Genomic DNA, 21,485 nt, shown 5'->3' with positions numbered 1-21,485 from the left:
CGGACACAAGGAAGCCCGCGCCGATCGGCGCGGGCTTCCGCGTGTGCGGGGCGGGGGCGACGCGCCCGTCAGGCGGCGGCGCGGTGCCTGCGGGCCGACATCAGGGCGTAGACGAGGACGCCCGCGAAGAGGAACAGGACGCCCTGGTAGACGGCCGCGTAGCCGGATCCGGCGACCAGCCACATCGAGAAGCCGAAGGCCAGGCAGGCCAGGGTGGCGTCGCGGACCAGCCGCCCGCGGTGCACCCGCTCGCCTTGGCCGGACGCCAGGAAGTAGAGCTGGGCGGCGGTGGAGAGCAGGTAGGGCACGGTCGCCGTGAAGGTGGTGACCAGGACGAGGACCTCGAAGACCCCCTCGGAGCCGGCCGTGTAGTTGTACACGGTCAGGCAGGAGGCCAGGACCACGGTGACGACGACGCCGACGACGGGCACCCCGCGCCTCTTCGTGGCGAAGACCTTCGGGAAGAGCCCGTCACGGGCGGCGGCGTACGGGGTCTGCGCGCTGAGCAGGGTCCAGCCGTTGAGGGCGCCGAGCATCGAGATCACCGCGGCGCAGGCGACGAGGGTGCCGCCCCAGGTGCCGCCGAACATCGCGTTGACGGCGTCGGTGAAGGGCGCCTCGGAGGAGACCAGGTCGTCGTGGGCGACCAGGCCGAAGACCGACAGGGTGCCGAGGAGGTACACGCAGGCGGCGCCCGCCGTGCCCAGGATGGTGGCGCGGCCGACGTTGCGCGCCGGGTCGCGGACCTCGCCGGCGCTGACGGCGGCGGACTCCACGCCCAGGTAGCTGAACAGCAGGATCGCGGCGGAGGCGGAGACGGCCCCGACGGCGCTCTGGTCGCCCGCCCGGAAGGGGCCGAGGTTGTCCGGGTCGAAGAAGAACAGGCCGCCGAAGGCCACCAGCAGCAGCGGGAGCAGCTTCAGGACGGTCGCGACGAGCTGCACGGCGCCCACGTAGCGGGTGCCGGCCAGGTTGGCGAGGGCGGGCAGCCACTGCACGGCCAGTGCCGCCAGGCACATGGCCCACTTGTGGTCGCCGATCGCCGGGAACAGCACGCCGAGGTAGCCGACGGCCGCCACGGCGAGGGCCGCGTTCGAGACCCAGGCGGTGATCCAGTAGCTGTAGGCGGCGAGGAAGCCCGCGAAGTCGCCGAAGGCCGCCCGGACGTAGACGTACGGGCCACCGGTGCGCGGGTGGCGTTCGGCGAGCCGGCCGAAGACCAGGGCCAGGGCGATGGCGCCGACGGTGAGGACCCCGAAGGCGAGCAGGCTGATCGTGCCGAAGGGGGCGACCGAGGCGGGCAGCAGGAAGATCCCGCCACCGATGATGTTGCCCATGACCAGGCAGGTGGCGATGGGGAGCCCGAACCGGCGGGCGTGCGGGCCGCCGCCGTCGCGGCCGGCTGCGGCCTGTGTGCCCTGCCCCTGGTCCGCGGCCTCGTCGGCCGGCGGGCCGGTGGTCTCTGCGGGCGGGGCTGCGGTGCTGGTCATCGGTGGTGCGCCTCTGGGTGTCTCACATGGTGGGCAGGTCAACACATGGTTGACCACGGCGATGTGCGCACCAAATCACCGATTTTCGTCCGGCGCGCGCACCCCAGCGGACGGAAGGGTTCCGTCGGATGCGGCCTCCCACCGGTGATCCTTCGGGAGCGGCGACTCCCCGAGCGTGGCCGAATCCAGCCCGCCCGGGGCCGAAAGCGGCACCTGGGGGCCGTCCGCCTCGCGCAACCAGCGGCGCAGCACCGCGTGGACGGACTCCGCCCCCACCAGCCCCGGGCCCGGCTCCGACAGCTCCGTCGGCCACATCAGGAACGGGAGCCCCTGGGCCCCGCCCAGTCCGCCGTGCGAGCCGATCTGCTCCTCGAAGGCGTGCACCTCCCCGGTGGCGGGGTCGTACGCGGAGTTGACCATGATGTCGGCCACGTGCGGGAAGGCGTCCGTACGCCGCACCGCGTCCGCCGCGCCCGGCCCGAACGCCGCCAGCAGCTCCTCCGCCTCGCCCGGCACGTCCAGCCGCGCCACCGCGCCGCCGGGCCCCAGCACCTCCCCGTCCACCAGCAGGAAGCCCACCCCGGGGTGGTTGGCCAGGGTGGCCAACAGCGCGGGGTGCGACCGCTCGATCCGGGCCCGCGAGGCCCGCCCCGGCACGTCGGGGAACGAGACCAGCCCCAGGTTGCCGGAGGCCAGCACCACCGGGTCAAAGCCCCGGGCGGGCCGGTCCTCCCCCGTCTCCGCCCCCGTCTCCTCCGGCCGGTGCAGCGCCGCCAGCACCGCGGCGCGGGCCTCCGCCCCGCTGCGGGTGCGGCCGACGCGGCGGGACACCGGCAGCCCGCAGCCGGCCCGCACCAGGTCCTTCAGGGTGAGCCCGTAGCGGCCGAGGAAGGTCTCCCCCGGGCTCTGCCCGTGGTCCGAGAGCAGCACGAAGCGGTACTCGCGTGGCGCGTGCTCGGCGACCCGGGCGATCAGGGCGAGGCTCCGGTCGAGCCGGGCCAGGACCCGGTCGGTGTCCCGGCCGCGCGGACCGGAGTGGTGCGCGACCTCGTCGTAGGCCACCAGGTCGGCGTAGACGGCCGTACGGCCCGCGAGCACGTCCCCGATCACCGCCGCGACGACCACGTCGCGCTCGATCACCGTCGCGAAGGCCCTGATCAGCGGGTACAGTCCGCCGCGCGCCACCCGGGGGCGCACCTCGCGCATCCGCGCGCGCAGCGACTGGCCGATCTCGCGGACCACCTCGGACACGAAGGACAGCGCCGTGCGGACGGCGTTCGCCGGGTCGGCGAAGTACGCGAAGTACCCCGCGCGGGAGCGGTTGGCGCGCCCTCGTCGGGCCGAGACCGACAGGACCAGCGCCAGCTGGTCGGCGCCCCCGCTGAACAGGTTGCCCCGACTGGCCCCGTCGAGGGTGAGCAGGCCGCCGTCACCGGTGCGGGCGACGGCGCGGCGTTGGAGTTCGGCGGCGCAGGTGGGCCGGTTGCAGACCATCACCTCGCCGGTCTCCTTCTCGTACCAGCGGAAGGCGGGCACGTCGAAGTTGGATCCGTGGAGGATGCCGAGCTGGCTGGCCCCGGTCTGGCTGGACCAGTCCGTACGCCAGGACGTGACGCGGTGCCCTCCCTCCAGCCAGCCGGCCACCGTCGGCATCAGCCCGCCGGCGGCCGCGCGACGCAGCTCCGCGTAACCCACCCCGTCGAGCTGGAGCACGACCAGCGCCGGCGGCGCCTCCTCGCGCCCGGGCCCGCCGGCCCGGCGCCCGCGCCGCCTGCGGCGGTCGGCGAGCCGGTACAGCCGGCGGCGGTAGGCCTCGTCGTCGCGGACCGCGAGGGCGGTGGAGGTGGCCGAGGCGACGGCGGACATCACGGCGGCGACGACGACCGCCGTCTCGGGGGCGAGGGCGCCGCGCCCGTCGGGGACGAGGCTCAGCGCCATCAGGAGGAGCGAGCCGTTGAGGAAGAAGACGAGCAGGCCGAGCACGAGCGCCGGCACCAGCAGCAGGGCCCGTACGATCACCGGCCACACCAGGGCCGTCAGCAGGCCGAAGGCGCCGGCGCCCCAGGCGGCCGTCAGCCCGATGCGGGTGACGCTGTCGCCGTCGGCGGACTGGAGGCGGAAGTCCGGCAGGATCCCGGCGAGCACGAGCATCGTGAGGGTGGAGGCCGCCCACACCAGGACCACGCGCGCCAGTGCGCCGCCCGCGCTCCGCCACCGCACCCGTACCCGCCCTCGTCGCACGCCGCACCCGCCTCGCTCCCCGGCCCGCGCCCGCGCGGGCCCCCGGCCAGCGTCGCACAGGGCGGCGGACGGGGGTGGTCGACACGGGTGGCGCGGGAACGTACGGGGGGTGGCGGGCGGGGTGGCGGCGCCGGACCGGCCGGGCGGGGCGGCCGGGCGGGCCGGCCCGGTCAGTCGGGGCTCAGGTGCCGTCGTAGCCGGCGGTGGGCATCGACAGGCGCCGGTGCACCTCGGCCTTCATGGCGGAGGTGTAGCGGGGTTCGTCGAGCCCCGCGGTCTCCAGGCGCACCCCGCGCCGCGCGCACTCGGCGGTGAACTCCTCCACGGAGCGCAGGGCGCGGGCGAGGACCCTGCGGTTCGGGGCGACGAACAGGTCGACCTGGCCCGCGTCGACGTCGCACCAGAGCCCGCAGTGGTCGGCCCGCAGGCCGTAGAAGAGCAGGTGCCTGGTCACCACGTAGCCCTGGTCCGCCGCCCAGCGCGCGCACATGGCGTGCTGGCTGCGGGTGTCGACGGCGAAGGGGTCGGCGTCGAGTTCCTCAAGGGGGACCAGGCTGGCGATCGCGGCCACGCGCAGCGCATCCATGGCGCCCGACCCTACTCCGATCCGGGCCCGGGGAGGAGGGGGCCGGCAGGTTCCGCTTCACGCTGACGGGCGCGACGGGGAGCGCGTTCGAGGGTTACGGGCGGATCGTGGGGGCAAGGCCTAGGCTCGGGAGGTGCGGGGGCGAGGGAGGGAGTCGCGGTGCCGGTCGAAATCACCTGGTGGGGGCACGCCACGTGCACGGTGTCGGATTCCGGGGTGCGGGTGCTGACCGATCCGCTGTTCGCCCGGCGGCTGGCGCACCTGCGCCGGCGGCGGGGGGCGGTGCCCCCGCCCGAGGCGGCCGAGGCGGACGTGGTGCTGGTTTCGCACCTGCACGCCGATCATCTGCACCTGCCGTCGCTGGCGCGGCTGGCGCGCGGTACCCGTCTCGTGGTGCCGAGGGGCGCCCGTAGGGCGCTGCCGGGGCTCGCGCGGCTGGCGGGGGTCATGGGGCTGGTGGTGACGGAAGTGATCCCGGGTGAGGTGGTGGACGTCCGGGGGGAGGTACGGATCCGGGCGGTCAGCGCGCGCCACGACGGGCGCCGGCTGCCGGTGGGACCGCAGCGCGCGCCCGCGCTCGGCTACGTGGTGGAGGGGGCCGGGCGGACCTACTTCGCCGGGGACACGGGCCTGTTCGCCACCATGGCCGAGGAGGTCGGGCCGGTGGACGTGGCGCTGTTGCCGGTGGGCGGCTGGGGCCCGTACCTGGGTCCGGGCCACCTGGACGCGCAGCGGGCGGCGCGGGCCCTGGCCTCGCTGGCCCCGGCGGCGGCCGTGCCGGTGCACTACGGGACGTACTGGCCGATCGGGATGGACGCCGTGCGGCCGCACGAGTTCCACGCGCCGGGCGAGGACTTCGCCCGGCACGCGCTGCGGCTGGCGCCGAAGGTGACGGTGCGCGTCCCGGACCACGGGGAGCGGGTGTCGCTGCCGTGACCCTGTTGCGGGAGGCGGCGGCGGTGGTCGGCGGGACGCCGGCCGAGACCACCGGGCAGGCCGTCGGCTACCCGGCGCTGTTCCTCCTGGTGGCCCTCGGCGCGCTGGTGCCGGTGATCCCGACGGGGGCGCTGGTGAGTTCGGCGGCGGTGGTGGCCTTCCACCACCAGCCGGTGCCGCTCGGGGTGTTGTTGGTCTTCGGGGTGTCGGCGCTCGCGGCGTTCGTCGGCGACGTCGCCCTGTACGGGCTCGGGCTGCGCGGGGTGCGGTCGCGGGGAGGCTCGCGGTGGCTGGAGTCCCTGCGGGGGCGGGCCACTCCGGAGCGGCTGGAGTGGGCGAGGGCGAGGCTGGACGAACACGGGGTCCAGGTGCTGGTGTTGTCACGCCTGGTGCCGGCCGGCCGGATCCCGGTGATGCTGGCGTGCCTGTGGGGCGGGGTGCCGATGCGGCGGTTCGCGCGCGGGGACGCGCCGGCCGCCCTGGCGTGGGCGGCGACGTACGGGCTGATCGGGATCCTGGGCGGATCGCTGTTCTCCGACCCCTGGAAGGGCGTGGCCCTGGCGGTCGCCCTGACCGTGGTGATCAGCGTGGCCCCGGGCCTGTGGCGCCGGCTGCGCGGCACGCGCGAGACCCCCTAGGGACCCTACCGGCCACGGCAGGGGGATCCCCGTCCGATCGCGCGGTCGGGCGGGGATCCCGGGAGGGGGCGGCTGCGGGGGTCAGGGGCGGGGTGGGGTGGGGTGGTGTCGCGGGCCAGGGGCGGGACGTGGTCGGCCCAGGGGCGGGCGGCCTCCAGCTGCGCCGCCACCCGCACGATCGTGGTCTCGTCGTGTTCCCGGCCCACCAGCTGTACGGCCAGCGGCAGTCCGTCGGCGGCGAACCCGGCCGGTACGGAGGCCGCCGGGTTCCCGGTGACGTTCCACAGCGCCGTGTAGGCGACCATCGGGCGGGAGCGGAGCATCGCGCCCGCCATGCCGAGGCCGTCGAGGACGCCGATCCGGCGGGGCCGCTCGGCGAGGGTCGGGGTCAGGAGCAGGTCGCAGCGGTCGAAGACCCGGTTGGCCCGTACCGCCAGCCGCTCCCCGGCGCGGATCGCCCACTCCACCGCCCCCTCCGGGGCCAGCGAGGCGACCCGCACGACCTGCCGGGTGCGCCGTTCGAGCAGGTCGGGACGGTCCACGGTACGGGCCTCGGCGCGTACGCCGCCGTAGAACTGGGGCAGGAACGCGGCCGTGGTGTCCGGGTAGCGGGGGTCGATCTCGCGTACGTCGTGACCGAGTTCGCGCAGCAGGCGGGCCGTCTCGCGCACGGCCGCCACGTGCTCCGGGTGGGGGCGCACGCCGGGTGTGGCGGGCTTGGCCGACCAGCCGATCCGCAGCCGGCCGGGCTCGGTGCCCGCCGCCCGGACGAAGTCGGTCGTGGTGGGGCGGGCCGTCCAGCGGTCGCCCTCCGCGGGGCCGGCGATGACGTCGTAGAGCAGCGCGCTGTCCAGCACGGTGCGGGTGAGCGGGCCCACGGTGCCGAGGGCGTACCAGAGGTGGGGGTTCGGGGCGGTGGGGACCCGGCCGCGCTGCGGTTTGAGCCCGAAGAGGCCGCAGCAGGCCGCCGGGATGCGGATCGAGCCGCCGCCGTCTCCGCCGAGGGCCGCGCCGACGAGTCCGGCCGCGACGGCGGCCGCGCTGCCGCCGCTGGAGCCGCCGGGGGTGCGGGTGGTGTCCCAGGGGTTGCGGGTGTGGCCGTGCGCGGCGGATTCGGTGAAGGGCCACTGCCCGAACTCCGGCATCGTGGTCTTGCCGACGATCACCGCCCCGGCCTCCCGGAGCCTGCGGACGACCTCCGCGTCGGCGGCGGCGGGGGTGCGCTGGGCCTCTCCGCCGAAGGTGGTGCTCTCGCCGGCCACGTCCAGTTCGTCCTTGACGGCGATCGGTACGCCGAGCAGCGGGCGCTCGTCCCCGGCGGCGCGGGCCGCGTCACGGGCGTCGGCCTCCGCGAGCGCCTGCCGGGCGAGGACCACGCGGTAGGCGCCGAGTTCCCCGTCGAGTCGCTCGGTCCGCCGCAGCGCGGCCTCGGTCAGCGCCCGGGCGGTCACCTTCCCGGCCCGCACCGCCTCCGCCTGCCGGGCCACCCCCAGGAACAGCAGTTCACTGTCGTCCACGTACGCGCCTTCCCCTCGGTGCTTCGACGCACGGCACGCTATGCGCTGCGGCTCCCGTGCGACAGGGGTGGTTCAGCCGGCCGCGGAGGGCGCGGCGGTCGAAAGGGGTGACCCGCCCCCGGGCACGGCGATCAGGGGTGACGTCCGTGGTCGCCGGTCGCTTCCCCGTGCGCGATCCCGTGTCGGCGATCTTCCCGAAGGGGCTGGACCTCAAGTGCGGTTGGGTTCGTAGGCTCGCGGTCGTCGGAGGGGAACCCGTACGACCGAACGGAGCGCAGACGCCATGGAGTACTCGCACAGCGACGCGGAACTGGCCCATCAGCCCATCGGCTACTGGAGTTGGGCCGCCTACGACGCGGTGGTCGGCCGCACCCGCGGCGCGCTCGCCGAGATCGGCACCACCCAGCCGCAGTGGTGGATCCTGGCCCGGTTGGCCCTGGCCGAGCCCGAGGACAGGACCCGGGAGGCGGTCGCCGCCACCCTGCGCGGCTACCTCGCGGTCGGCGCGGAGGGCATCCACGAGGAGATCGACACGACGATCGCCCGGGGCTGGGTGACCGAGGAGCCCGCGGGCGGTCTCGGACTCACCGCCGAGGGACGGGAGTTCTTCGACCGCGCGGCGGCCCTCCAGAAGGACCTGTGGAGCGAACGGCACGCCGGCATCCCGGACGAGGAGTACGTCGCCACCCTCAAGGTGCTCCAGCGCTTCATCCACAACACCGGCGGGCGGGCCTGGCACCACTGAGCGGCGGTGCGCGCGTCAGGGGGCCGGCAGGGTGCGGGAGGCACCGATGGGGAGGTCCCAGAGGCACTCGCGCGGCAGACCGGCCCGCGACCAGGCCGCGCGGACCCGGCGCAGGGGTTCCGTGACGGGCTCCGCCGAGAGGACGAAGGTGCCCCAGTGCATCGGGGCCATCCGCCGCGCGCCGAGGTCCACGCAGGCCCGTACGGCCTCCTCGGGGTCGGTGTGGACGTCGCGGAGCCACCAGCGGGGGGCGTAGGCGCCGATCGGCAGGAGGGCGAGGTCAATGCCGGAATGGCGGCGGCCGATCTCGGCGAACCAGTGCCCGTAGCCGGTGTCCCCGGCGAAGTGGACCTTGCGGCCGGTGGCCGTGTCCGTGAGCACCCAGCCGCCCCACAGGGTCCGGCAGGTGTCGAGGAGGAAGCGCCGGGACCAGTGGTGCGCGGGCACGAAGTCGAAGCGTACGCCGCCCAGTTCGGCGGACTCCCACCAGTCGAGTTCGGTGATCCGGGTGAAGCCCCGGCGGCGGCACCAGCGGGCGAGGCCGGCGGGGACGAAGAGGGGGGTGCGGCGAGGCAGCCGCCTGAGGGTCGGGGCGTCGAGGTGGTCGTAGTGGTTGTGGCTGATCACCACGGCGTCCACGGCGGGCAGGTCCTCCCAGGGCACGCCCACGGGGGTCATCCGGGCCGGGGTGCCGAGGATCCGGCGGGACCAGACGGGGTCGGTGAGGACCGTCAGGCCGCCGGTCCGCAGCACCCAACTGGCGTGTCCGGCCCAGGTGACGGAGAGCTCCCCGGGGGCGGTGGCGGGCAGCGGGGCGGGCGCGTAGGGCAGGTAGGGGATGCCGCGCAGGCCCTCGGGGCCGGGTCGCAAGGCGCCCTCCCGGGCCAGGCGGGCGAAGGCCCGGATGCCCGGGAGCGGAGTGGTCAGCCGGTCGGCGAACGAGCGCGGCCACCGGCGGTGCCGCCCGGGCGGGTCGGTGGGGCCGCCGCCGGGGAGGGGCGCGACGGCGGGAACGGGCTCGGCGACAGGCGCCACGGCCGGGGCGGCCAGGGCGGCTGCGGCCGCCGGGACGGACGACACGACCGCGACGGACGGGGCGGCGGCCGGGGCAGGCCGACCGGCCGGGGACTGCGCGGCGGCGGGAACGGGCTCGGCGGCAGGCACCACGGGCGCGACAGGCGCCACGGCCGGGGCGGGCGCGGCGGTGGCCGGGGGTGTGGCGCGGGGGGCGGTGCGGGGGGCGGTGCGGGGGGCGGTGCGGGGCTCGGCGCCCGGGGCCGCGCGGTCGGTCGTGGGGGCGTCCGGCTGGTCGTGCATCAGGTGGTCTCCGTTCGCCGTCGGTCGGCGGGCCCGGCCAGGACCGACCCGAGCAGGTCCAGCGCGCCCCGGACGTGCGGCAGGGCGAGCGGATCGCGGGCGTGGAGCGCCGCGAGCCGCTGTTCCGGGGTGGCGCCGAGCAGCGGGCCGGTGGACAGCCGGACGCGCAGGGCGCCCAGGTCGTCGGCGAAGCGCTGTCCGCCGGGGGTCGCCGCGCCCAGCCGGGCGCCGAGCCAGTCCTCGAGTTCCATCGCGTCGCCGACGCCCTGGCGGGCCAGTTCCGCGCGCAGCGGGGTCAGGTCGACGTACAGGTGCCGGCCGGCCTGCGGGGGCCGCGCCAGGACTCCGACGGCGAGCAGTTCCCGGTGCGCGGCGGCGGCCACCGCGCCGTGCAGGGCGGCGGCGGCGTAGGCCCGGCCGGCGACGGCGTCCGGCTCGTCGAGCGCGTACGCGGCGGCCCCGGCGACGGGGCCCGCGACGAAGGCCCCGGTCGCGGTAAGGACGTCGAGGGTCCGGGCCCTGAGCCAGGTGCCGCGCGGGGTGTCGGGCAAGCGTAGGACGGCGGCGGGCCAGCCCGCGGGCAGTTGGGCCCCGGCGAGGTCGACGAGGACGGCGGCCCGGTCCGGGAGCATCTCGGCCGGGCTGAGGACGAGGGTGTCGTGGGGCCGGTGCACGGTGTCGCGCCAGCTCTCGTCGCTGACGACGAAGAGGCCGGCGGACTGCGCCGCCTCGCAGGCCTCCAGCAGCAGTTCGGGCGGCGGCACGGTCGCGGTGGGGTCGTCGGCGACGGACAGCAGCAGGACGCGCGGGTCGCCGCCCTCGGCGCGGACCCGTCGGACGGTCTCCAGCAGGGCGTACGGGTCGGGTACGCCGCCGCATTCCGCCGGGGTGGGCACGTGGTAGGCGCGGCGTCCCAGCAGCCGGACCTGGGGGGTCCACCAGGCGGGACACGGCCGGGGCAGCAGAACGTCGCCGCCGTGGGCGCCGAGGAGCGCCAGGAGCAGGGCGGGGGCGCCCGGTCCGGCGGCGACGTTCTCGGGGTCGGTGGGCAGGCCGCGGCGGGCCCAGTAGCGGCAGGCGGCCTCCCGCACGGCTTCCCCGCCGCCCGGGGGTTCGGGCGCGGCCCGGTCCGCGGCCTCGGCCAGCACCGCGGTCAGCTCGGGCAGGACCGGCAGTCCGGGTTGCGGGGCGGGGGGACCGTAGCGGACCGGGCCGCGCCCCTCGGGGGCCCGGCGGCGCCTCTCACCGGTCGTCGGCGCGGGCGCCGCCGCGGCGTCCGCACCGCCCTCGGCCGTCCCCTCGGCCATGCCCTCGGCCATGCCCGTCACGGTGCCTCACCTTCCCGCCGCCGCTTCCCGCCGCCGCCCATCGACGTGCCCTTTATACGATTGTTTGCCCCGTGATGCCCGTCAGCCTCGCCTGCCGACCAGGGCGAGCAGTCGGGTCTGGGCGTCCGCCCCGGCCGGGATGTCCAGCGGCTCGGCGAACATCCCGCTCGCGGCGAGGCCGTCGGCGTAGGGCATGACCTCCTTGAGGGCGAACTCCACGAGCCCCTCCGGCAGCCGGTCCGACGCGCCGATGGCCCGCGAGAGGTCCCAGGCGTGCACCACGCAGTCGGCGGTCAGCTCGGAGCAGTACGCCGCCCCGCGCGTCGGCCCGTAGGAGAGGTTCACGGTCCGCTCCAAAGCCCCCGGCTCGGCCAGGGCGTCCCGGGCGCCCGCCGCGGCCCGCTCCCAGGCGGCGACCGGGTCGGCGCCGAGCAGGTCGCCGGAGAGCTCCTCGCCCACGTCCTCGACGGTGCGGCCCCCGGAGACCAGGGGCGGGACCCACAGCATCTCCCCGGTGACGTGGTTGACCAGGTCCCGGACGGTCCATTCGGTGCACGGGGTCGGCGCGCCCCAGCCGTCGTCCGCGACCGCCCGTACGCGCTCGCCGAAGAGCCGCAGCGCCGCGGCGTGTTGTTCGAGCAGGGTCTCGGACACGGTGTCCACCGCCTTCGCCGAGGGCGCCGACGGGGCGCCGGGCCCTCGTGGCCCACTGTCCTCGCCGGCGACACACGCCGCCACCGGTCGATCGACAAGCCTTGCCCGCACAGGGGTGTGTCCACATGTCAAAACATCGGTCTCACAAAGCGAGCGAATCCCTTAACGTGATCATCACCTTCGAGGACGAGGAGCCCCGCCATGGGAGACACGTACGACGCCACGCACGACGCCACGCAGGACACCACGCACGAGACGGCCCACGAGACCGCCGTCTACACCCACGGCCACCACGAGTCCGTCCTGCGCTCGCACCGCTGGCGCACCGCCGCCAACTCGGCCGCGTACCTGATCGGCGAGCTGCGCCCCGGCCTGCGGGTGCTGGACGTGGGCTGCGGACCGGGCACCATCACGGCCGACCTGGCCCGGCTGGTCTCCCCCGGCGGACACGTCACGGCGGTCGACGCCGCCGAGGACGTGCTGGAACGGGCGCGCGCCCACGCGCACGAGAGCGGGCTGTCCGACGCCGTCGACTTCGCCACGGCGGACGTCCACGCCCTGGACTTCGCGGACGACACCTTCGACGTGGTCCACGCCCACCAGGTGCTGCAACACGTCGGAGACCCGGTACGGGCACTGCGCGAGATGCGCCGGGTCTGCCGCCCGGGCGGGATCGTCGCGGTCCGCGACGCCGACTACGCGGCCATGACCTGGTACCCGGCCTCCCCCGGCCTGGACGACTGGCTGGAGCTGTACCGGCGGGTGGCCCGCGCGAACGGCGGCGAGCCGGACGCCGGACGCCGACTGCTGTCGTGGGCGCGCGCGGCGGGCTTCACGGACGTCCGGGCCACCGCGACCGCCTGGTGCTACGCCACGCCCGAGGAGGTCGCCTGGTGGTCCTCGCTGTGGGCCGACCGCACGACGGCCTCCTCGTACGCCTCCGTCGCCGTCGCCGGCGGACACGCCGCACCGGCCGACCTGACCGCCGCGGCCGGGGCCTGGCGGGCGTGGGCCACCGCGCCCGACGCCTGGTTCTCGGTGCTGAACGGCGAACTGCTGTGCCGGGCCTGACGACCGGCGCCCGCCGCCCGCCCCGGTCCGCTCCGGCCCGCCCCGCCCCGCCCCGGTCCGCCCCTTCCCGCCTCACCCCGGCGGGCGCATCCGGAAGTCGTAGGCCGCCGGCAGCGGGCGGTCGGTGAGGCCGGCCCACACCTCCGAGAGGGTCTCCTCCCCCTCCCGCAGGTCGGGGATCTCGAAGCCCTCCTCGAAGACCCGGCGGGCCGCGCCGACGTGCCCCTCGGCGGCCAGCAGGCGGGCGGCCAGCAGCCGGAAGCGCCCCTGCTCGCGCAGGGCGGGCCGCAGCCGGTCCCACACGGCACGGGCCGCGCCCAGCCGGCCCACGGCGAGCAGCGCGGCCAACGCCTCCCGGCCCAGCGCGGACTCGGCGGCGAACCACGCCTCCCCGCCCTCGCTCCCGCCCTCCCGCAGCAGGTCGTCGAAGGCCTCGGCGTAGCGGTCGGCGGCCCGGTCGGGGGCCCCGGCCAGGGTGTCGGCCACCGCCAGGCAGCGCAGCAGCGGCCACCGCGCGGGGGCGAGGGCGAGCCCGCGCTCCCAGCTGCGGACGGCCTGGGCCACGTCGCCGGCGTGCCACTGGGCCACGCCCAGGTGGTACTCGGTGAGCGGGTCGGCGGGGGCGGTCTCCAGCATGTCCCGCCAGTGCGGGGCGACCAGCGCGGGCCCCGGCGGCACCGCCCCGCTCGGGGCCGGCAGCGCTCCGGTGCGCCACAGCCGCAGCCAGGGCTCCTGTTCCTCCCCGAGGGTCGACTCCTCGAAGGGGGTGCCCGGCAGGGTGTGGCCCCCGCACAACACCTCCAGCGCGCCCCAGCCGGAGCCGGTCGCCAGCCGCTCCCCCGGCTCGGTGTCGGCGACGGCCCGCCAGCCGCGGTGGGCGGCGTCCAGCACCTCGGCCGGCAGGGCCTCGTCCAGGGCCGCCGCGCCGGCCGCGCGGGCCGCCGCCCAGTCGGCCCCGTGCACGGCCGCCGGGTCCGCCGCGAGCGGCCCGTACGCCTCCAGCCAGCTGAACTCCGCACCGGCCTCCAGCCGTACGTGCTCCAGCTGGGTCCGGGCCAGTCCGGCCTGGATCTCCGCGTAGCCGCCCGCGCCGGGCGCGGCCAGCCACTCCTGCCAGCGGCGCCCGCCGGGCCCCGCGCCCCACACGAAGAGCTTGCGGCCGCACAGCCGCGCGGTGGAGGCCTGGGCCAGGCCGCGCCCCTCGGCGTCGAGGGCGGCGATCCAGGGCCGCCGCCGCTCCTGGACCTCGTAGAAGTAGTCGGCGGGGTGGTCGCTGCCCAACGGGTACGTGCGGTCCGCGTCCCGCCAGTCCGGGACGGGGACGCGGCGCAGGTCGCGCTCGTAGCCGTAGTGCCAGGCCTCGTCGGCGGGGGCCAGGACGCGGGTGCCGGCGTCCTCGGGGACGGCCGTGTTGGACCACCAGTAGACGGGCGCGGGCCGCTCGTGCGGGTTGCGCACGCGGACGCCGACGTAGAGGAACTCCGAGTCCCCGGGAAGCCACAGGTCCACCTGGAAGGGCAGGTCGCGCAGCCGCTCCCACTCCCACAGCCGGACCATCTCGCCGCCGTCCGGGGCGGGGACGAGCGCGGCGTGCAGGGGGGCGCAGGAGAGGGTGGTGTGGCCGGTGGCGCCGATGTTCCACTCGATGCCGCCGGAGTACCAGGCGCCGTTGAGGGCGAAGTTGGCGGGCTGGAACACCGGGTTGCGGTAGAGCAGTTCGCGGCCGGACGGCAGGTGGACGAGCGAGTGGATCCGGCCGCCGAGGCCGGGCAGCACGGTCACCCGCAGGCGTTCGTTCTCCAGGACGATCGCCTCGACCGCCCGCTCGACGCGCTCCCTGCCGTACCCGTCGCGCAGGCGCGTCGGCAGCACGGACCGCAGCGGCTCGTAGCCGATCTGGCGGGCCATGTCGCGCGGCAGCTCCCGGCGGGCGCGCTCGTCCAGGGCGTGGACGCCGTCGGGGGCGCACAGCGCGGGCAGCGGGTTGTCGGGGCCCAGCGGGGCGGCGGGAAGGATCAGCCGATCGCGTCTGACGGTGGTGGCCATGGGGAAATGGAACACGCCGGCGCGGCGGCTGCACAGGGGTTCCGCGCACGACCACCGGTCAGGGTTGGGCAAAGACCGCCCGGTTGACCCCGAGGGTCCTCACGGCCCGGACGGCCCGGACGGCTCACACCGGCACGTGCGCGGTGTGCGGGCGGGGCATGTCCGCGGTGATCGCCCAGCGTTCGTGGTCGCGCCAGGCCCCGTCCACGTGGAGGAAGTCCGGGGAGAGCCCCTCCAGTCGAAAGCCCCGCCCCCGGACCAGGGCGATCGAGGCGGTGTTGCCCGGCCGCACGTTCGCCTCCAGACGGTGCAGGTCGAGGCCGCCCTCCGCGGCGGGGGCGAAGGCGTGGTCCAGGAGCAGGTCGAGGCCCTCGCCGAGCAGGCCCCGGCCGACGGAGTGCGCGAACGCCCCGTAGCCCAGCGCCCCGCACCGGAAGGCTCCCCGGACGATGTTGTTGACGTTGACGAAGCCGGCGATCGCCCCGGTGTCGGGTTCGCAGACGAGGAACCCGGCGCGCGCCCCGCCCTCGCCCAGGCGGGCCGCGTAGGGCTCGAACTCCTCCAGGGTGGCGGGCGGGAAGAGCCAGGGCCGGTGCAGGTCGCGGCTCTCGCGGACGCGGGCGGTGAACTCGGGGCCGTCGGCGACGCGGAACGGGCGCAGCCCGACCCGGGCACTTCGCACCAGGTAGCGGGAATATGACATGTGCCCAGGCTAGGGGCTGTGCGAGCATCTCCGCCGTGATCAACGACGACCCTTCCGGGGAACTCCTGCGTGCCGCGGCCCGCAACAACGCCCTCTGGTGCGACGCGGTCTGCCGGACGCACGACCTGCGCCCCTCGTTCTCCGCCGAGGCCTGGACCAGCTCGACGCGCACGCCTCCCCTGTACCCCGACGCCGTGACCCTGGCGCCGACGAGCACGGTCGAGGCGGTGCGGGCCGGGATCGACACCGCCGTCCCGGGCTGTTCGGTCAAGGACAGCTTCGCGGCCCTGGACCTGGCCCCGGCCGGTTTCGAGGTGCTCTTCGAGGCCTCGTGGATCCACCGGGCCGCGGGCTCGGCGCTCCCGGCCCCCGGGCGGCGGCTGGAGTGGTCCGAGGTCGCGACGGCCGGGGAGCTCGACGCCTGGGAGGCCGCCTGGTCCGGCGAGGGGGCCGGTGGGCTGTTCCGTCCGGCCCTGCTCGATCAGGACCTCGTCTTCCTGGCGGGCAGGGCCGCGGGGCGCGTCGTCGCGGGCGCGGTGGCGAGCACGGGCGGCGGGGTCGTGGGGGTGTCCAACCTGTTCGCCGCGGACGACGCCGACACCGACGAGACGTGGGCCGCCGTCCTGGCCGCCGCCGACGCCCGGTGGCCGGCCCTGCCGGTCGTCGGCTACGAGGCCGGGGACGACCTCGCCGCGGCCCTCCGCGCGGGCTTCGCCCCGCTCGGTCCGCTGCGCGTCTGGCTGCACACCGCGTAGGCGGGCGACGTCCCGCCCGTCCACCCGCGTCCGCCCTCGGCCGCGCGCGGCTACCTGCGGCGGGACCTGCGGCCCATCACGTAGGCGCCGCAGATCCCGCCCAGGACGGCGGAGATCAGCAGGGCCACCCAGAGCGGCATCGTCACCAGCGGGACCAACAGGCGGATCTCGGTCTGCCGGCGGTTCTCGAAGATGAAGACCAGGGTGACGACCACGAGGGCGGCGATGCCGACGCGGCCCGGGGTGATCGCCCCTCGGCGCTGCGGGCCGCCCTTGGCGGTGTGGGGGGTCATGGGCCCATCGTCGGCCCGCGCCGGCGACGGTGGTCAGCTGTGCAGGGCCAAACGGGGGACGTCCCCGCGGTCGATCCCGAAGACCTGGGCGTACAGCGACAGCTCGGCCTCCAGGGCCCGCACCATCGTCTCCGCCCGCCGGAAGCCGTGGCCCTCGCCCTCGAAGGTGACGTACGCGTGCGGCACGGGCCGGCCGCGCAGCGCGGCGAGCAGCCGTTCGGCCTGGGCGGGCGGGCAGACGGGGTCGTCGAGGCCCTGGAGGAGGACGAAGGGGGCGGTGATCCGGTCGGCGCGGGCCACCGGCGAGCGTTCGCGGCACCGCACCGCCAGGGCCTCGGGCAGGCCGGCCAGGCCGTCGACGTAGCGGGACTCCAGGTCGTGGGTCTCGGCGGCGAAGCCGCGCAGGTCGAGGACCGGGTAGATGATCGCCGCGCAGGCGTACAGGTCGCCGGCGGCCAGGGAGGCCGCCGCCGTCCAGCCGCCCGCGCTGCCGCCCCGGATCGCGAGCCGGTCGGGGTCGGCGGTGCCCTCGGCCGCCAGGGCGCGGGCCACGGCCGCGCAGTCCTCCACGTCGACCACGCCCCACTGCTCGCGCAGCCGCTCGCGGTAGGCGCGGCCGTAGCCGGTCGAGCCGCCGTAGTTCACCTCGACGACGCCGATGCCCCGCGAGGTGAAGTACGCGATGTGCAGGTCGAGCACGGGCGGCACGTGGTCGGTGGGGCCGCCGTGGGCCCACACCACGTACGGGGGCAGTTCGGCGGCGGGGCCCCACCGGGCGGGGTGGTGCGGCGGGTACACGTGGGCGTGGACCTCGCGGCCGCCGGGTCCGGCGAAGGTGCGGGTCTGCGGTTCCGGGTAGTGGGCCGGGTCCACGGGGTCGGTGGCGTGGGCTCCGACCACCCGGGTGTGTCCCGTCGCGGTGTCGAGTTCGACGACCTCGTAGGCGCTGCGCGGGCTGGCCGCGACCCCGTAGACGCGGGTGCCGCTGACGGCGAGGGTCGGTTGCCAGGCGGTCCAGGGGCCGGCCGCGTCGACGAGTGCGCCGCCGTCCGCGTCCAGTACGCCGAGCCGGGCCGTGCCCTGTCCGTGCAGGACGGCGAGGAGCCGGTCGGGCAGGGGGGCGAGCCAGCTCAGCCCCGGCTTCCACAGCGCGCCGCCGAACTCCTCCTCCCGGGGGCACAGGTTGACGGCGCCGCCGCCGTCCGGGTCCACCCGGTACGGGTTCCACCAACCCTCGCGGTCGCTGACCGCCAGCAGGCTCCCGTCGGGCGCCCACACCGCCTGCGCCACCGCCTCGGTCGGCCCGCCGAGGAGCGTGCGGGGCTCCGCGAGGGTACCGTCGGCGGCCACGTCGGCCACCTGGAGCTCGGTGCCGTCCCACGGCATGCGGGGGTGGTCCCACACCAGCCAGGCGGCGCGCCGCCCGTCGGGGGAGGGCTTCGGTCCCGTCCGGAAGCGGTGCCGGTCGTCGGTCAACTCCCGTACGGCGCGCCGGTCCTCGGCGGCCGAACCGTCCAGCGGGACGGCCGCCGCCACGCGTCGTACGTCGGTGGGGGCCGGGCCGGTGAACTCCTCCAGCACGCACCACACCTCGCCGGTGTCGTCACCGGCGCCCGCGCGCACGACCGGGTCCGCCCACCGCAGACCGCCGCCGACCGGGGACAGCGGGGTCAGCGGGCGCGGCCCGCCGCCGTCGGGCGCGTCCGGCTCCCAGGCGTAGAGCCGCTGGTCGGCATGGTGGACGAAGACCACCAGCGGGCCCGCTCCGGGGCGTTCGACGCCGGCCCAGGGCAGGCCCCCGTACTCGGTGAGCCGGCTGCGCACGTTCCAGGGCGCCGGCAGGACGTCTCGGGCGGCGCGGCCGTCGGCCGGGCGGCGCACCAGGGTGCGGCGGCCGGCCTCGGTGGGGCGCGGCTCGGTCCACCAGACCTCGGCGCCGATGGTGCCCACGTACTCGGGGCGGCCGTCGTGGGAGGCGGCGAGCGCGGCGTCGATCGGCGAGGGCCAGCTGCCGTAGGGGGCCTCGCCGGGGGGCGGGTGCGCGGGCCCGCTCACAGGGTCCGCAGCGCGCGGTCGAGGACGCGGACGCCGAAGTGGAGGGCGTCGACGGGGACGCGCTCGTCGACGCCGTGGAAGAGGGCCCAGTAGTCGAAGCCGGGCGGCAGCTTGAGCGGGGAGTAGCCGTAGCCGGTGATGCCGAGCCGGGAGAACTGCTTGGCGTCGGTGCCGCCGGCCATGCAGAAGGGCACCACGTGCCCGTCGGGGTCGAAGTGCCGCACGCAGTCGCGCAGGATCGCGTACGTGCGTCCGTCGACGGGGGCTTCGAGGGCGACCTCCCGGTGGTGGAACTCCCACCGCACGTCGGGGCCGGTGAGTTCGTCGAGGGTGGCGCGGAACTCCTCCTCGCCGCCGGGTACGGTGCGGCCGTCCACGTAGGCGGTGGCGTGTCCGGGAATGACGTTGACCTTGTAACCGGCGCTGAACATGGTGGGGTTGGCGCTGTTGCGGACGGTGGCCTCCACGAGGGCGGCGGCCGGTCCGAGCTTTTGGAGGACGGCGTCGAGGTCGAAGCCGGGTGCCCGGGGGTCGACGGACAGGCCCTGGAGGGCGGCGAGTTCGGTGATGCAGGCGACGACGGTGTCGGTGAGCCGGACCGGCCACTCGTGCGCGCCGATCCGGGCGACGGCCGCGGCGAGCCGGCTGACGGCGTTGGCCCGGTTGGGCTTGGATCCGTGTCCGGTCGTGCCGTGGGCGGTCAACTTCAGCCATCCCGTGCCGCGTTCGCCGGCGGCGATGGGGTAGAGGGCCTGGCCGGGGCGGGGGTGGACGGTGAAGGCCCCGGATTCGGACAGGCCCTCCGTGCAGCCTTCGAACAGGTGCGGGTGGTGGTCGGCGAGGAAGCCGGATCCGTCGACCGCGCTGTCCTCCTCGTCGGCGGTGAAGGCGAGGACGATGTCGCGGCGCGGGCGCACCCCGGCGCGGGCCCAGGCGCGGACGACGGCCAGCACCATGGCGTCCATGTTCTTCATGTCGACGGCCCCGCGGCCCCAGACCACCCCGTCGCGGACCTCGCCGGAGAAGGGGTCGACGCTCCAGTCGGCGGCCTCGGCGGGGACCACGTCGAGGTGGCCGTGGACCAGGAGGGCGTCGGCGCGGGGGTCGGTCCCCTCGATCCTGGCGACGACGTTGGTGCGGCCGGGGGTCCGTTCCAGCAGGGTCGGTTCCAGGCCGACGGCGGCCAGCCGTTCGGCGACGTACTCGGCCGCGGGGCGTTCGCGGCAGTCGCCGCCGCCGCGGTTGCTCGTGTCGATGCGGATCAGCCCGGAGGTGAACTCGACGACCTCGTCGAGGGCCGTCGCGTCGACGTCGCGCTCCGCGGTGGCGTCCAGCACGTTCATGTCATCCATACTGCTCCTCCACCGCCGAGGAGACGACCGTCGTGACCGCCTTGAAGGTCCGGATCCCCTCGTACATGGTCGGGCTGGTGTACGCGATCCTGCGTTCGCCGCACCGCGCGACGCCGGGAACGACGGTGGCGGCCATCGCCAGGTGTTCGGCGTCGAATTCGACCTCCACCGTGAAGGGGCCGCCGCGGACGGGTTCGTGGCGGACGGCGAGCTTCGTGGCCTCGGTGGCGGCGGCCCGGATGTCGGCGGCGGTACGGGCGGGGGTGCGGCAGACGGCCGCGTAGCGCGAGACGTGGTCCTTGACGGCGACGGTACGGGCGTCGGGGGCGTAGTCGGCGGCGTCGTAGCAGGTGAGGTCGTCGCCGGTGACGAGGATGACGGGGACCCCGTACTCGGCGGCCACGGCGGCGTTGAGCAGTCCCTCGCTCGCGCGCCGGCCGTTCAGCCAGACGCCGGTGATGGAGTTGGCGAGGTAGGTGTGGGCGAGGACGCCCTCCGTGCCGGCGCCGGTGTGGTAGCCGACGAAGGCGACCCCGTCGACGTCGCCGTGCTGGACGCCCTCGACCATGGAGAGCGACTTGTGGCGGCCGGTGAGCATCTCGGCGCGGGCGTCGAGCCGCTCCAGCAGCAGGTTGCGCATCGTCCAGTGGGCCTCGTTGATGACGACCCGGTCGGCGCCCCCGTCGTAGAACCCGAGGACGGCGGCGTTCACGTCGGAGGTGAACATGCCCCGGCAGCGCTCCCACTGGGGGGTGCCGGGCAGCACGTCCTGGGGCCAGGTGACGCCGGTGGCGCCTTCCATGTCGGCCGAGACGAGGATCTTCATCGGGCCCCCCGGTGGGTCGGGTCGCGGAGTCCCCCACCCTAGCCCTCCGCGGCCGCGCCGGCCCGGGGGCCACGCCGGCCGGCCGCGCGCCGCGCCGGGGCGCCCGGGCCGGGCGGCGGGCCGGGCGGCGGCGCCGGGGAAATCCACCCGAACCGGTGAGCCGCCCGGGGCGCGCCGCGGGGCGGCCCCGGGACAAGGCCCTTGATCAGGACTCGACTTCCTCCGCCAGCTTGGCGAGGACCGAGTCGTAGATGCGGCCGAGGCCCTTGGGGGCGAAGGTGCGCTCGAAGAAGCCGCCGATGCCGCCGGCGCCGTTCCAGACGGTGCTGACGACGGCCTTCGACTTGCCCTCGCCGGCGGGGGTCACGGTCCAGGTGGTGACCATGGAGGAGTTGCGGTCCTTCTCCACGAGCTGCCCGTCGGTGGGCTCGCTGACCTCCAGCAGGCAGTCGCGGACGCGCTTGCTGGTGGCCTGGAGCTTCCAGTGGACGAGGGTGCCCTCGCCGTCGCCGCCCTCGCGCACCTCGTACTCGCTGAAGTGCTCGGGGAGCAGCTTGTGGCGGGTGCCGGTGTAGTCGGCCAGCGCGTCGAAGACGGTCTCCGCGTCGGCCCCGATGATGCGCTCCGTGGTGGCCTCGACCTGCGCCATACCTGTTCCTCCAGCAGTCGTGTTCGCTCGTCGCGGCAAGCCAACCACCTCCGGCCGTACGACCCAAATCCACCCCCTCCCGCCCACCCGCCCCCTCGAACTCCGGCGCCCCCTCCCGGGCGGAACCCCCGGGAGATCACCCCGCGCGCCGCCGACGGCGGGCGGCGCCACCGTCCCGACCCTCACTCCACCCCGCACGCCCCGGCGGCCGGGGGCGTGCGGGGTGGGGTGCCTCCGGTCGCCGACCGACGGGTCATCACATCGGGCCAATCCGCGGGCCGAT

The 21,485-nt window shown here is 76.2% G+C and carries 19 protein-coding genes; 5 read left to right on the top strand and 14 right to left on the bottom strand.

Annotated elements, in window-relative coordinates:
• Nucleotides 1-68: 68 nt before the first annotated feature.
• The 3 genes from ACZ6ZI_RS16000 to ACZ6ZI_RS15990 all read right to left on the bottom strand — a co-directional run bounded on the left by ACZ6ZI_RS16000 (nt 69) and on the right by ACZ6ZI_RS15990 (nt 4,317).
• The gene (locus tag ACZ6ZI_RS16000) at nt 69-1,490 is read right to left on the bottom strand and encodes an amino acid permease (protein ID WP_469520685.1); all 1,422 of its coding nucleotides are present in this window, start codon (nt 1,488-1,490) and stop codon (nt 69-71) included.
• Nucleotides 1,491-1,565: 75 nt separating this feature from the next.
• On the bottom strand, nt 1,566-3,731 hold the full coding sequence (locus ACZ6ZI_RS15995) for a phage holin family protein (RefSeq protein ID WP_469520682.1): 2,166 nt from the start codon (nt 3,729-3,731) through the stop codon (nt 1,566-1,568).
• 181 nt (nt 3,732-3,912) lie between these two features.
• Nucleotides 3,913-4,317, bottom strand: coding sequence for a hypothetical protein (locus ACZ6ZI_RS15990; protein ID WP_363054779.1), 405 nt, complete (start codon nt 4,315-4,317; stop codon nt 3,913-3,915).
• 159 nt (nt 4,318-4,476) lie between these two features.
• On the opposite strand from ACZ6ZI_RS15990, the gene ACZ6ZI_RS15985 reads away from it, so the two are divergent.
• Together ACZ6ZI_RS15985 and ACZ6ZI_RS15980 are read left to right on the top strand one after the other, a co-directional pair.
• On the top strand, nt 4,477-5,253 hold the full coding sequence (locus tag ACZ6ZI_RS15985; protein ID WP_469520677.1) for an MBL fold metallo-hydrolase: 777 nt from the start codon (nt 4,477-4,479) through the stop codon (nt 5,251-5,253).
• Between the two features lie 2 nt (nt 5,254-5,255).
• The gene (locus ACZ6ZI_RS15980) at nt 5,256-5,891 is read left to right on the top strand and encodes a DedA family protein (protein ID WP_469521613.1); all 636 of its coding nucleotides are present in this window, start codon (nt 5,256-5,258) and stop codon (nt 5,889-5,891) included.
• Nucleotides 5,892-5,896: 5 nt separating this feature from the next.
• On the opposite strand, the gene ACZ6ZI_RS15975 is transcribed toward ACZ6ZI_RS15980, so the two are convergent.
• Nucleotides 5,897-7,408, bottom strand: a complete 1,512-nt coding sequence (locus ACZ6ZI_RS15975) for an amidase (protein WP_469520674.1) — start codon at nt 7,406-7,408, stop codon at nt 5,897-5,899.
• A 283-nt stretch (nt 7,409-7,691) separates the two neighbouring features.
• On the opposite strand from ACZ6ZI_RS15975, the gene ACZ6ZI_RS15970 reads away from it, so the two are divergent.
• On the top strand, nt 7,692-8,153 hold the full coding sequence (locus ACZ6ZI_RS15970) for a MarR family winged helix-turn-helix transcriptional regulator (protein ID WP_363054774.1): 462 nt from the start codon (nt 7,692-7,694) through the stop codon (nt 8,151-8,153).
• A 15-nt stretch (nt 8,154-8,168) separates the two neighbouring features.
• Here the strand turns inward: ACZ6ZI_RS15970 and ACZ6ZI_RS15965 are convergent, their stop codons facing one another.
• The 3 genes from ACZ6ZI_RS15965 to ACZ6ZI_RS15955 all read right to left on the bottom strand — a co-directional run bounded on the left by ACZ6ZI_RS15965 (nt 8,169) and on the right by ACZ6ZI_RS15955 (nt 11,452).
• Nucleotides 8,169-9,188, bottom strand: a complete 1,020-nt coding sequence (locus ACZ6ZI_RS15965) for an MBL fold metallo-hydrolase (RefSeq protein ID WP_469521610.1) — start codon at nt 9,186-9,188, stop codon at nt 8,169-8,171.
• Nucleotides 9,189-9,469: 281 nt separating this feature from the next.
• Nucleotides 9,470-10,789, bottom strand: a complete 1,320-nt coding sequence (locus ACZ6ZI_RS15960; RefSeq protein WP_469521607.1) for an aminotransferase class I/II-fold pyridoxal phosphate-dependent enzyme — start codon at nt 10,787-10,789, stop codon at nt 9,470-9,472.
• A 90-nt stretch (nt 10,790-10,879) separates the two neighbouring features.
• A complete protein-coding gene (locus tag ACZ6ZI_RS15955) occupies nt 10,880-11,452 on the bottom strand; it encodes a TIGR03086 family metal-binding protein (RefSeq protein ID WP_469520671.1) in 573 nt (190 codons plus the stop codon).
• 201 nt (nt 11,453-11,653) lie between these two features.
• Here ACZ6ZI_RS15955 and ACZ6ZI_RS15950 point away from each other — a divergent pair, with 201 nt between their 5' ends.
• Complete coding sequence (locus ACZ6ZI_RS15950; protein WP_469520668.1) at nt 11,654-12,523, top strand: methyltransferase domain-containing protein; 870 nt, start codon at nt 11,654-11,656, stop codon at nt 12,521-12,523.
• 72 nt (nt 12,524-12,595) lie between these two features.
• Here ACZ6ZI_RS15950 and ACZ6ZI_RS15945 read toward each other — a convergent pair whose 3' ends face one another.
• Both ACZ6ZI_RS15945 and ACZ6ZI_RS15940 read right to left on the bottom strand, forming a co-directional pair.
• Entirely contained in the window at nt 12,596-14,569 is a 1,974-nt protein-coding gene (locus ACZ6ZI_RS15945; protein ID WP_469520665.1) for a DUF5107 domain-containing protein, read from the bottom strand.
• Nucleotides 14,570-14,693: 124 nt separating this feature from the next.
• Nucleotides 14,694-15,272 carry a GNAT family N-acetyltransferase gene (locus ACZ6ZI_RS15940; protein ID WP_469520663.1) on the bottom strand — a complete coding sequence of 193 codons (579 nt, stop codon included), beginning with the start codon at nt 15,270-15,272 and terminating at the stop codon, nt 14,694-14,696.
• A gap of 35 nt (nt 15,273-15,307) precedes the next feature.
• On the opposite strand from ACZ6ZI_RS15940, the gene ACZ6ZI_RS15935 reads away from it, so the two are divergent.
• Nucleotides 15,308-16,027 carry a hypothetical protein gene (locus ACZ6ZI_RS15935; protein WP_469520661.1) on the top strand — a complete coding sequence of 240 codons (720 nt, stop codon included), beginning with the start codon at nt 15,308-15,310 and terminating at the stop codon, nt 16,025-16,027.
• A gap of 50 nt (nt 16,028-16,077) precedes the next feature.
• Here the strand turns inward: ACZ6ZI_RS15935 and ACZ6ZI_RS15930 are convergent, their stop codons facing one another.
• The 5 genes from ACZ6ZI_RS15930 to ACZ6ZI_RS15910 all read right to left on the bottom strand — a co-directional run bounded on the left by ACZ6ZI_RS15930 (nt 16,078) and on the right by ACZ6ZI_RS15910 (nt 21,202).
• Nucleotides 16,078-16,320 (bottom strand): LapA family protein, encoded by a 243-nt coding sequence (locus ACZ6ZI_RS15930; RefSeq protein ID WP_363054766.1) that lies wholly within the window; start codon nt 16,318-16,320, stop codon nt 16,078-16,080.
• Between the two features lie 33 nt (nt 16,321-16,353).
• Nucleotides 16,354-18,375 carry a S9 family peptidase gene (locus ACZ6ZI_RS15925; protein WP_469520658.1) on the bottom strand — a complete coding sequence of 674 codons (2,022 nt, stop codon included), beginning with the start codon at nt 18,373-18,375 and terminating at the stop codon, nt 16,354-16,356.
• On the bottom strand, nt 18,372-19,718 hold the full coding sequence (locus tag ACZ6ZI_RS15920; RefSeq protein ID WP_469521604.1) for a M20/M25/M40 family metallo-hydrolase: 1,347 nt from the start codon (nt 19,716-19,718) through the stop codon (nt 18,372-18,374). The genes ACZ6ZI_RS15925 and ACZ6ZI_RS15920 overlap by 4 nt, the downstream gene beginning before the upstream one ends.
• Nucleotide 19,719: 1 nt before the next feature.
• On the bottom strand, nt 19,720-20,553 hold the full coding sequence (locus ACZ6ZI_RS15915) for a M55 family metallopeptidase (protein WP_469520655.1): 834 nt from the start codon (nt 20,551-20,553) through the stop codon (nt 19,720-19,722).
• Nucleotides 20,554-20,758: 205 nt separating this feature from the next.
• The gene (locus ACZ6ZI_RS15910; RefSeq protein ID WP_469520652.1) at nt 20,759-21,202 is read right to left on the bottom strand and encodes an SRPBCC family protein; all 444 of its coding nucleotides are present in this window, start codon (nt 21,200-21,202) and stop codon (nt 20,759-20,761) included.
• Nucleotides 21,203-21,485: the final 283 nt, after the last annotated feature.

It is taken from the genome of Streptomyces sp. NPDC103540 (assembly GCF_055584445.1).
Note: the sequence above shows the minus strand (reverse complement) of the source record. Positions and strands in the feature narration are given on the sequence as shown.

Coding starts and splice junctions, on each gene's coding strand:
- ACZ6ZI_RS16000 (WP_469520685.1), bottom strand. CDS start 1,490: ATGACCAGCACCGCAGCCCCGCCCGCAGAGACCACCGGCCCGCCGGCC.
- ACZ6ZI_RS15990 (WP_363054779.1), bottom strand. CDS start 4,317: ATGGATGCGCTGCGCGTGGCCGCGATCGCCAGCCTGGTCCCCCTTGAG.
- ACZ6ZI_RS15970 (WP_363054774.1), top strand. CDS start 7,692: ATGGAGTACTCGCACAGCGACGCGGAACTGGCCCATCAGCCCATCGGC.
- ACZ6ZI_RS15960 (WP_469521607.1), bottom strand. CDS start 10,789: ATGGCCGAGGGCATGGCCGAGGGGACGGCCGAGGGCGGTGCGGACGCC.
- ACZ6ZI_RS15950 (WP_469520668.1), top strand. CDS start 11,654: ATGGGAGACACGTACGACGCCACGCACGACGCCACGCAGGACACCACG.
- ACZ6ZI_RS15945 (WP_469520665.1), bottom strand. CDS start 14,569: ATGGCCACCACCGTCAGACGCGATCGGCTGATCCTTCCCGCCGCCCCG.
- ACZ6ZI_RS15940 (WP_469520663.1), bottom strand. CDS start 15,272: ATGTCATATTCCCGCTACCTGGTGCGAAGTGCCCGGGTCGGGCTGCGC.
- ACZ6ZI_RS15930 (WP_363054766.1), bottom strand. CDS start 16,320: ATGACCCCCCACACCGCCAAGGGCGGCCCGCAGCGCCGAGGGGCGATC.
- ACZ6ZI_RS15920 (WP_469521604.1), bottom strand. CDS start 19,718: ATGAACGTGCTGGACGCCACCGCGGAGCGCGACGTCGACGCGACGGCC.
- ACZ6ZI_RS15915 (WP_469520655.1), bottom strand. CDS start 20,553: ATGAAGATCCTCGTCTCGGCCGACATGGAAGGCGCCACCGGCGTCACC.
- ACZ6ZI_RS15910 (WP_469520652.1), bottom strand. CDS start 21,202: ATGGCGCAGGTCGAGGCCACCACGGAGCGCATCATCGGGGCCGACGCG.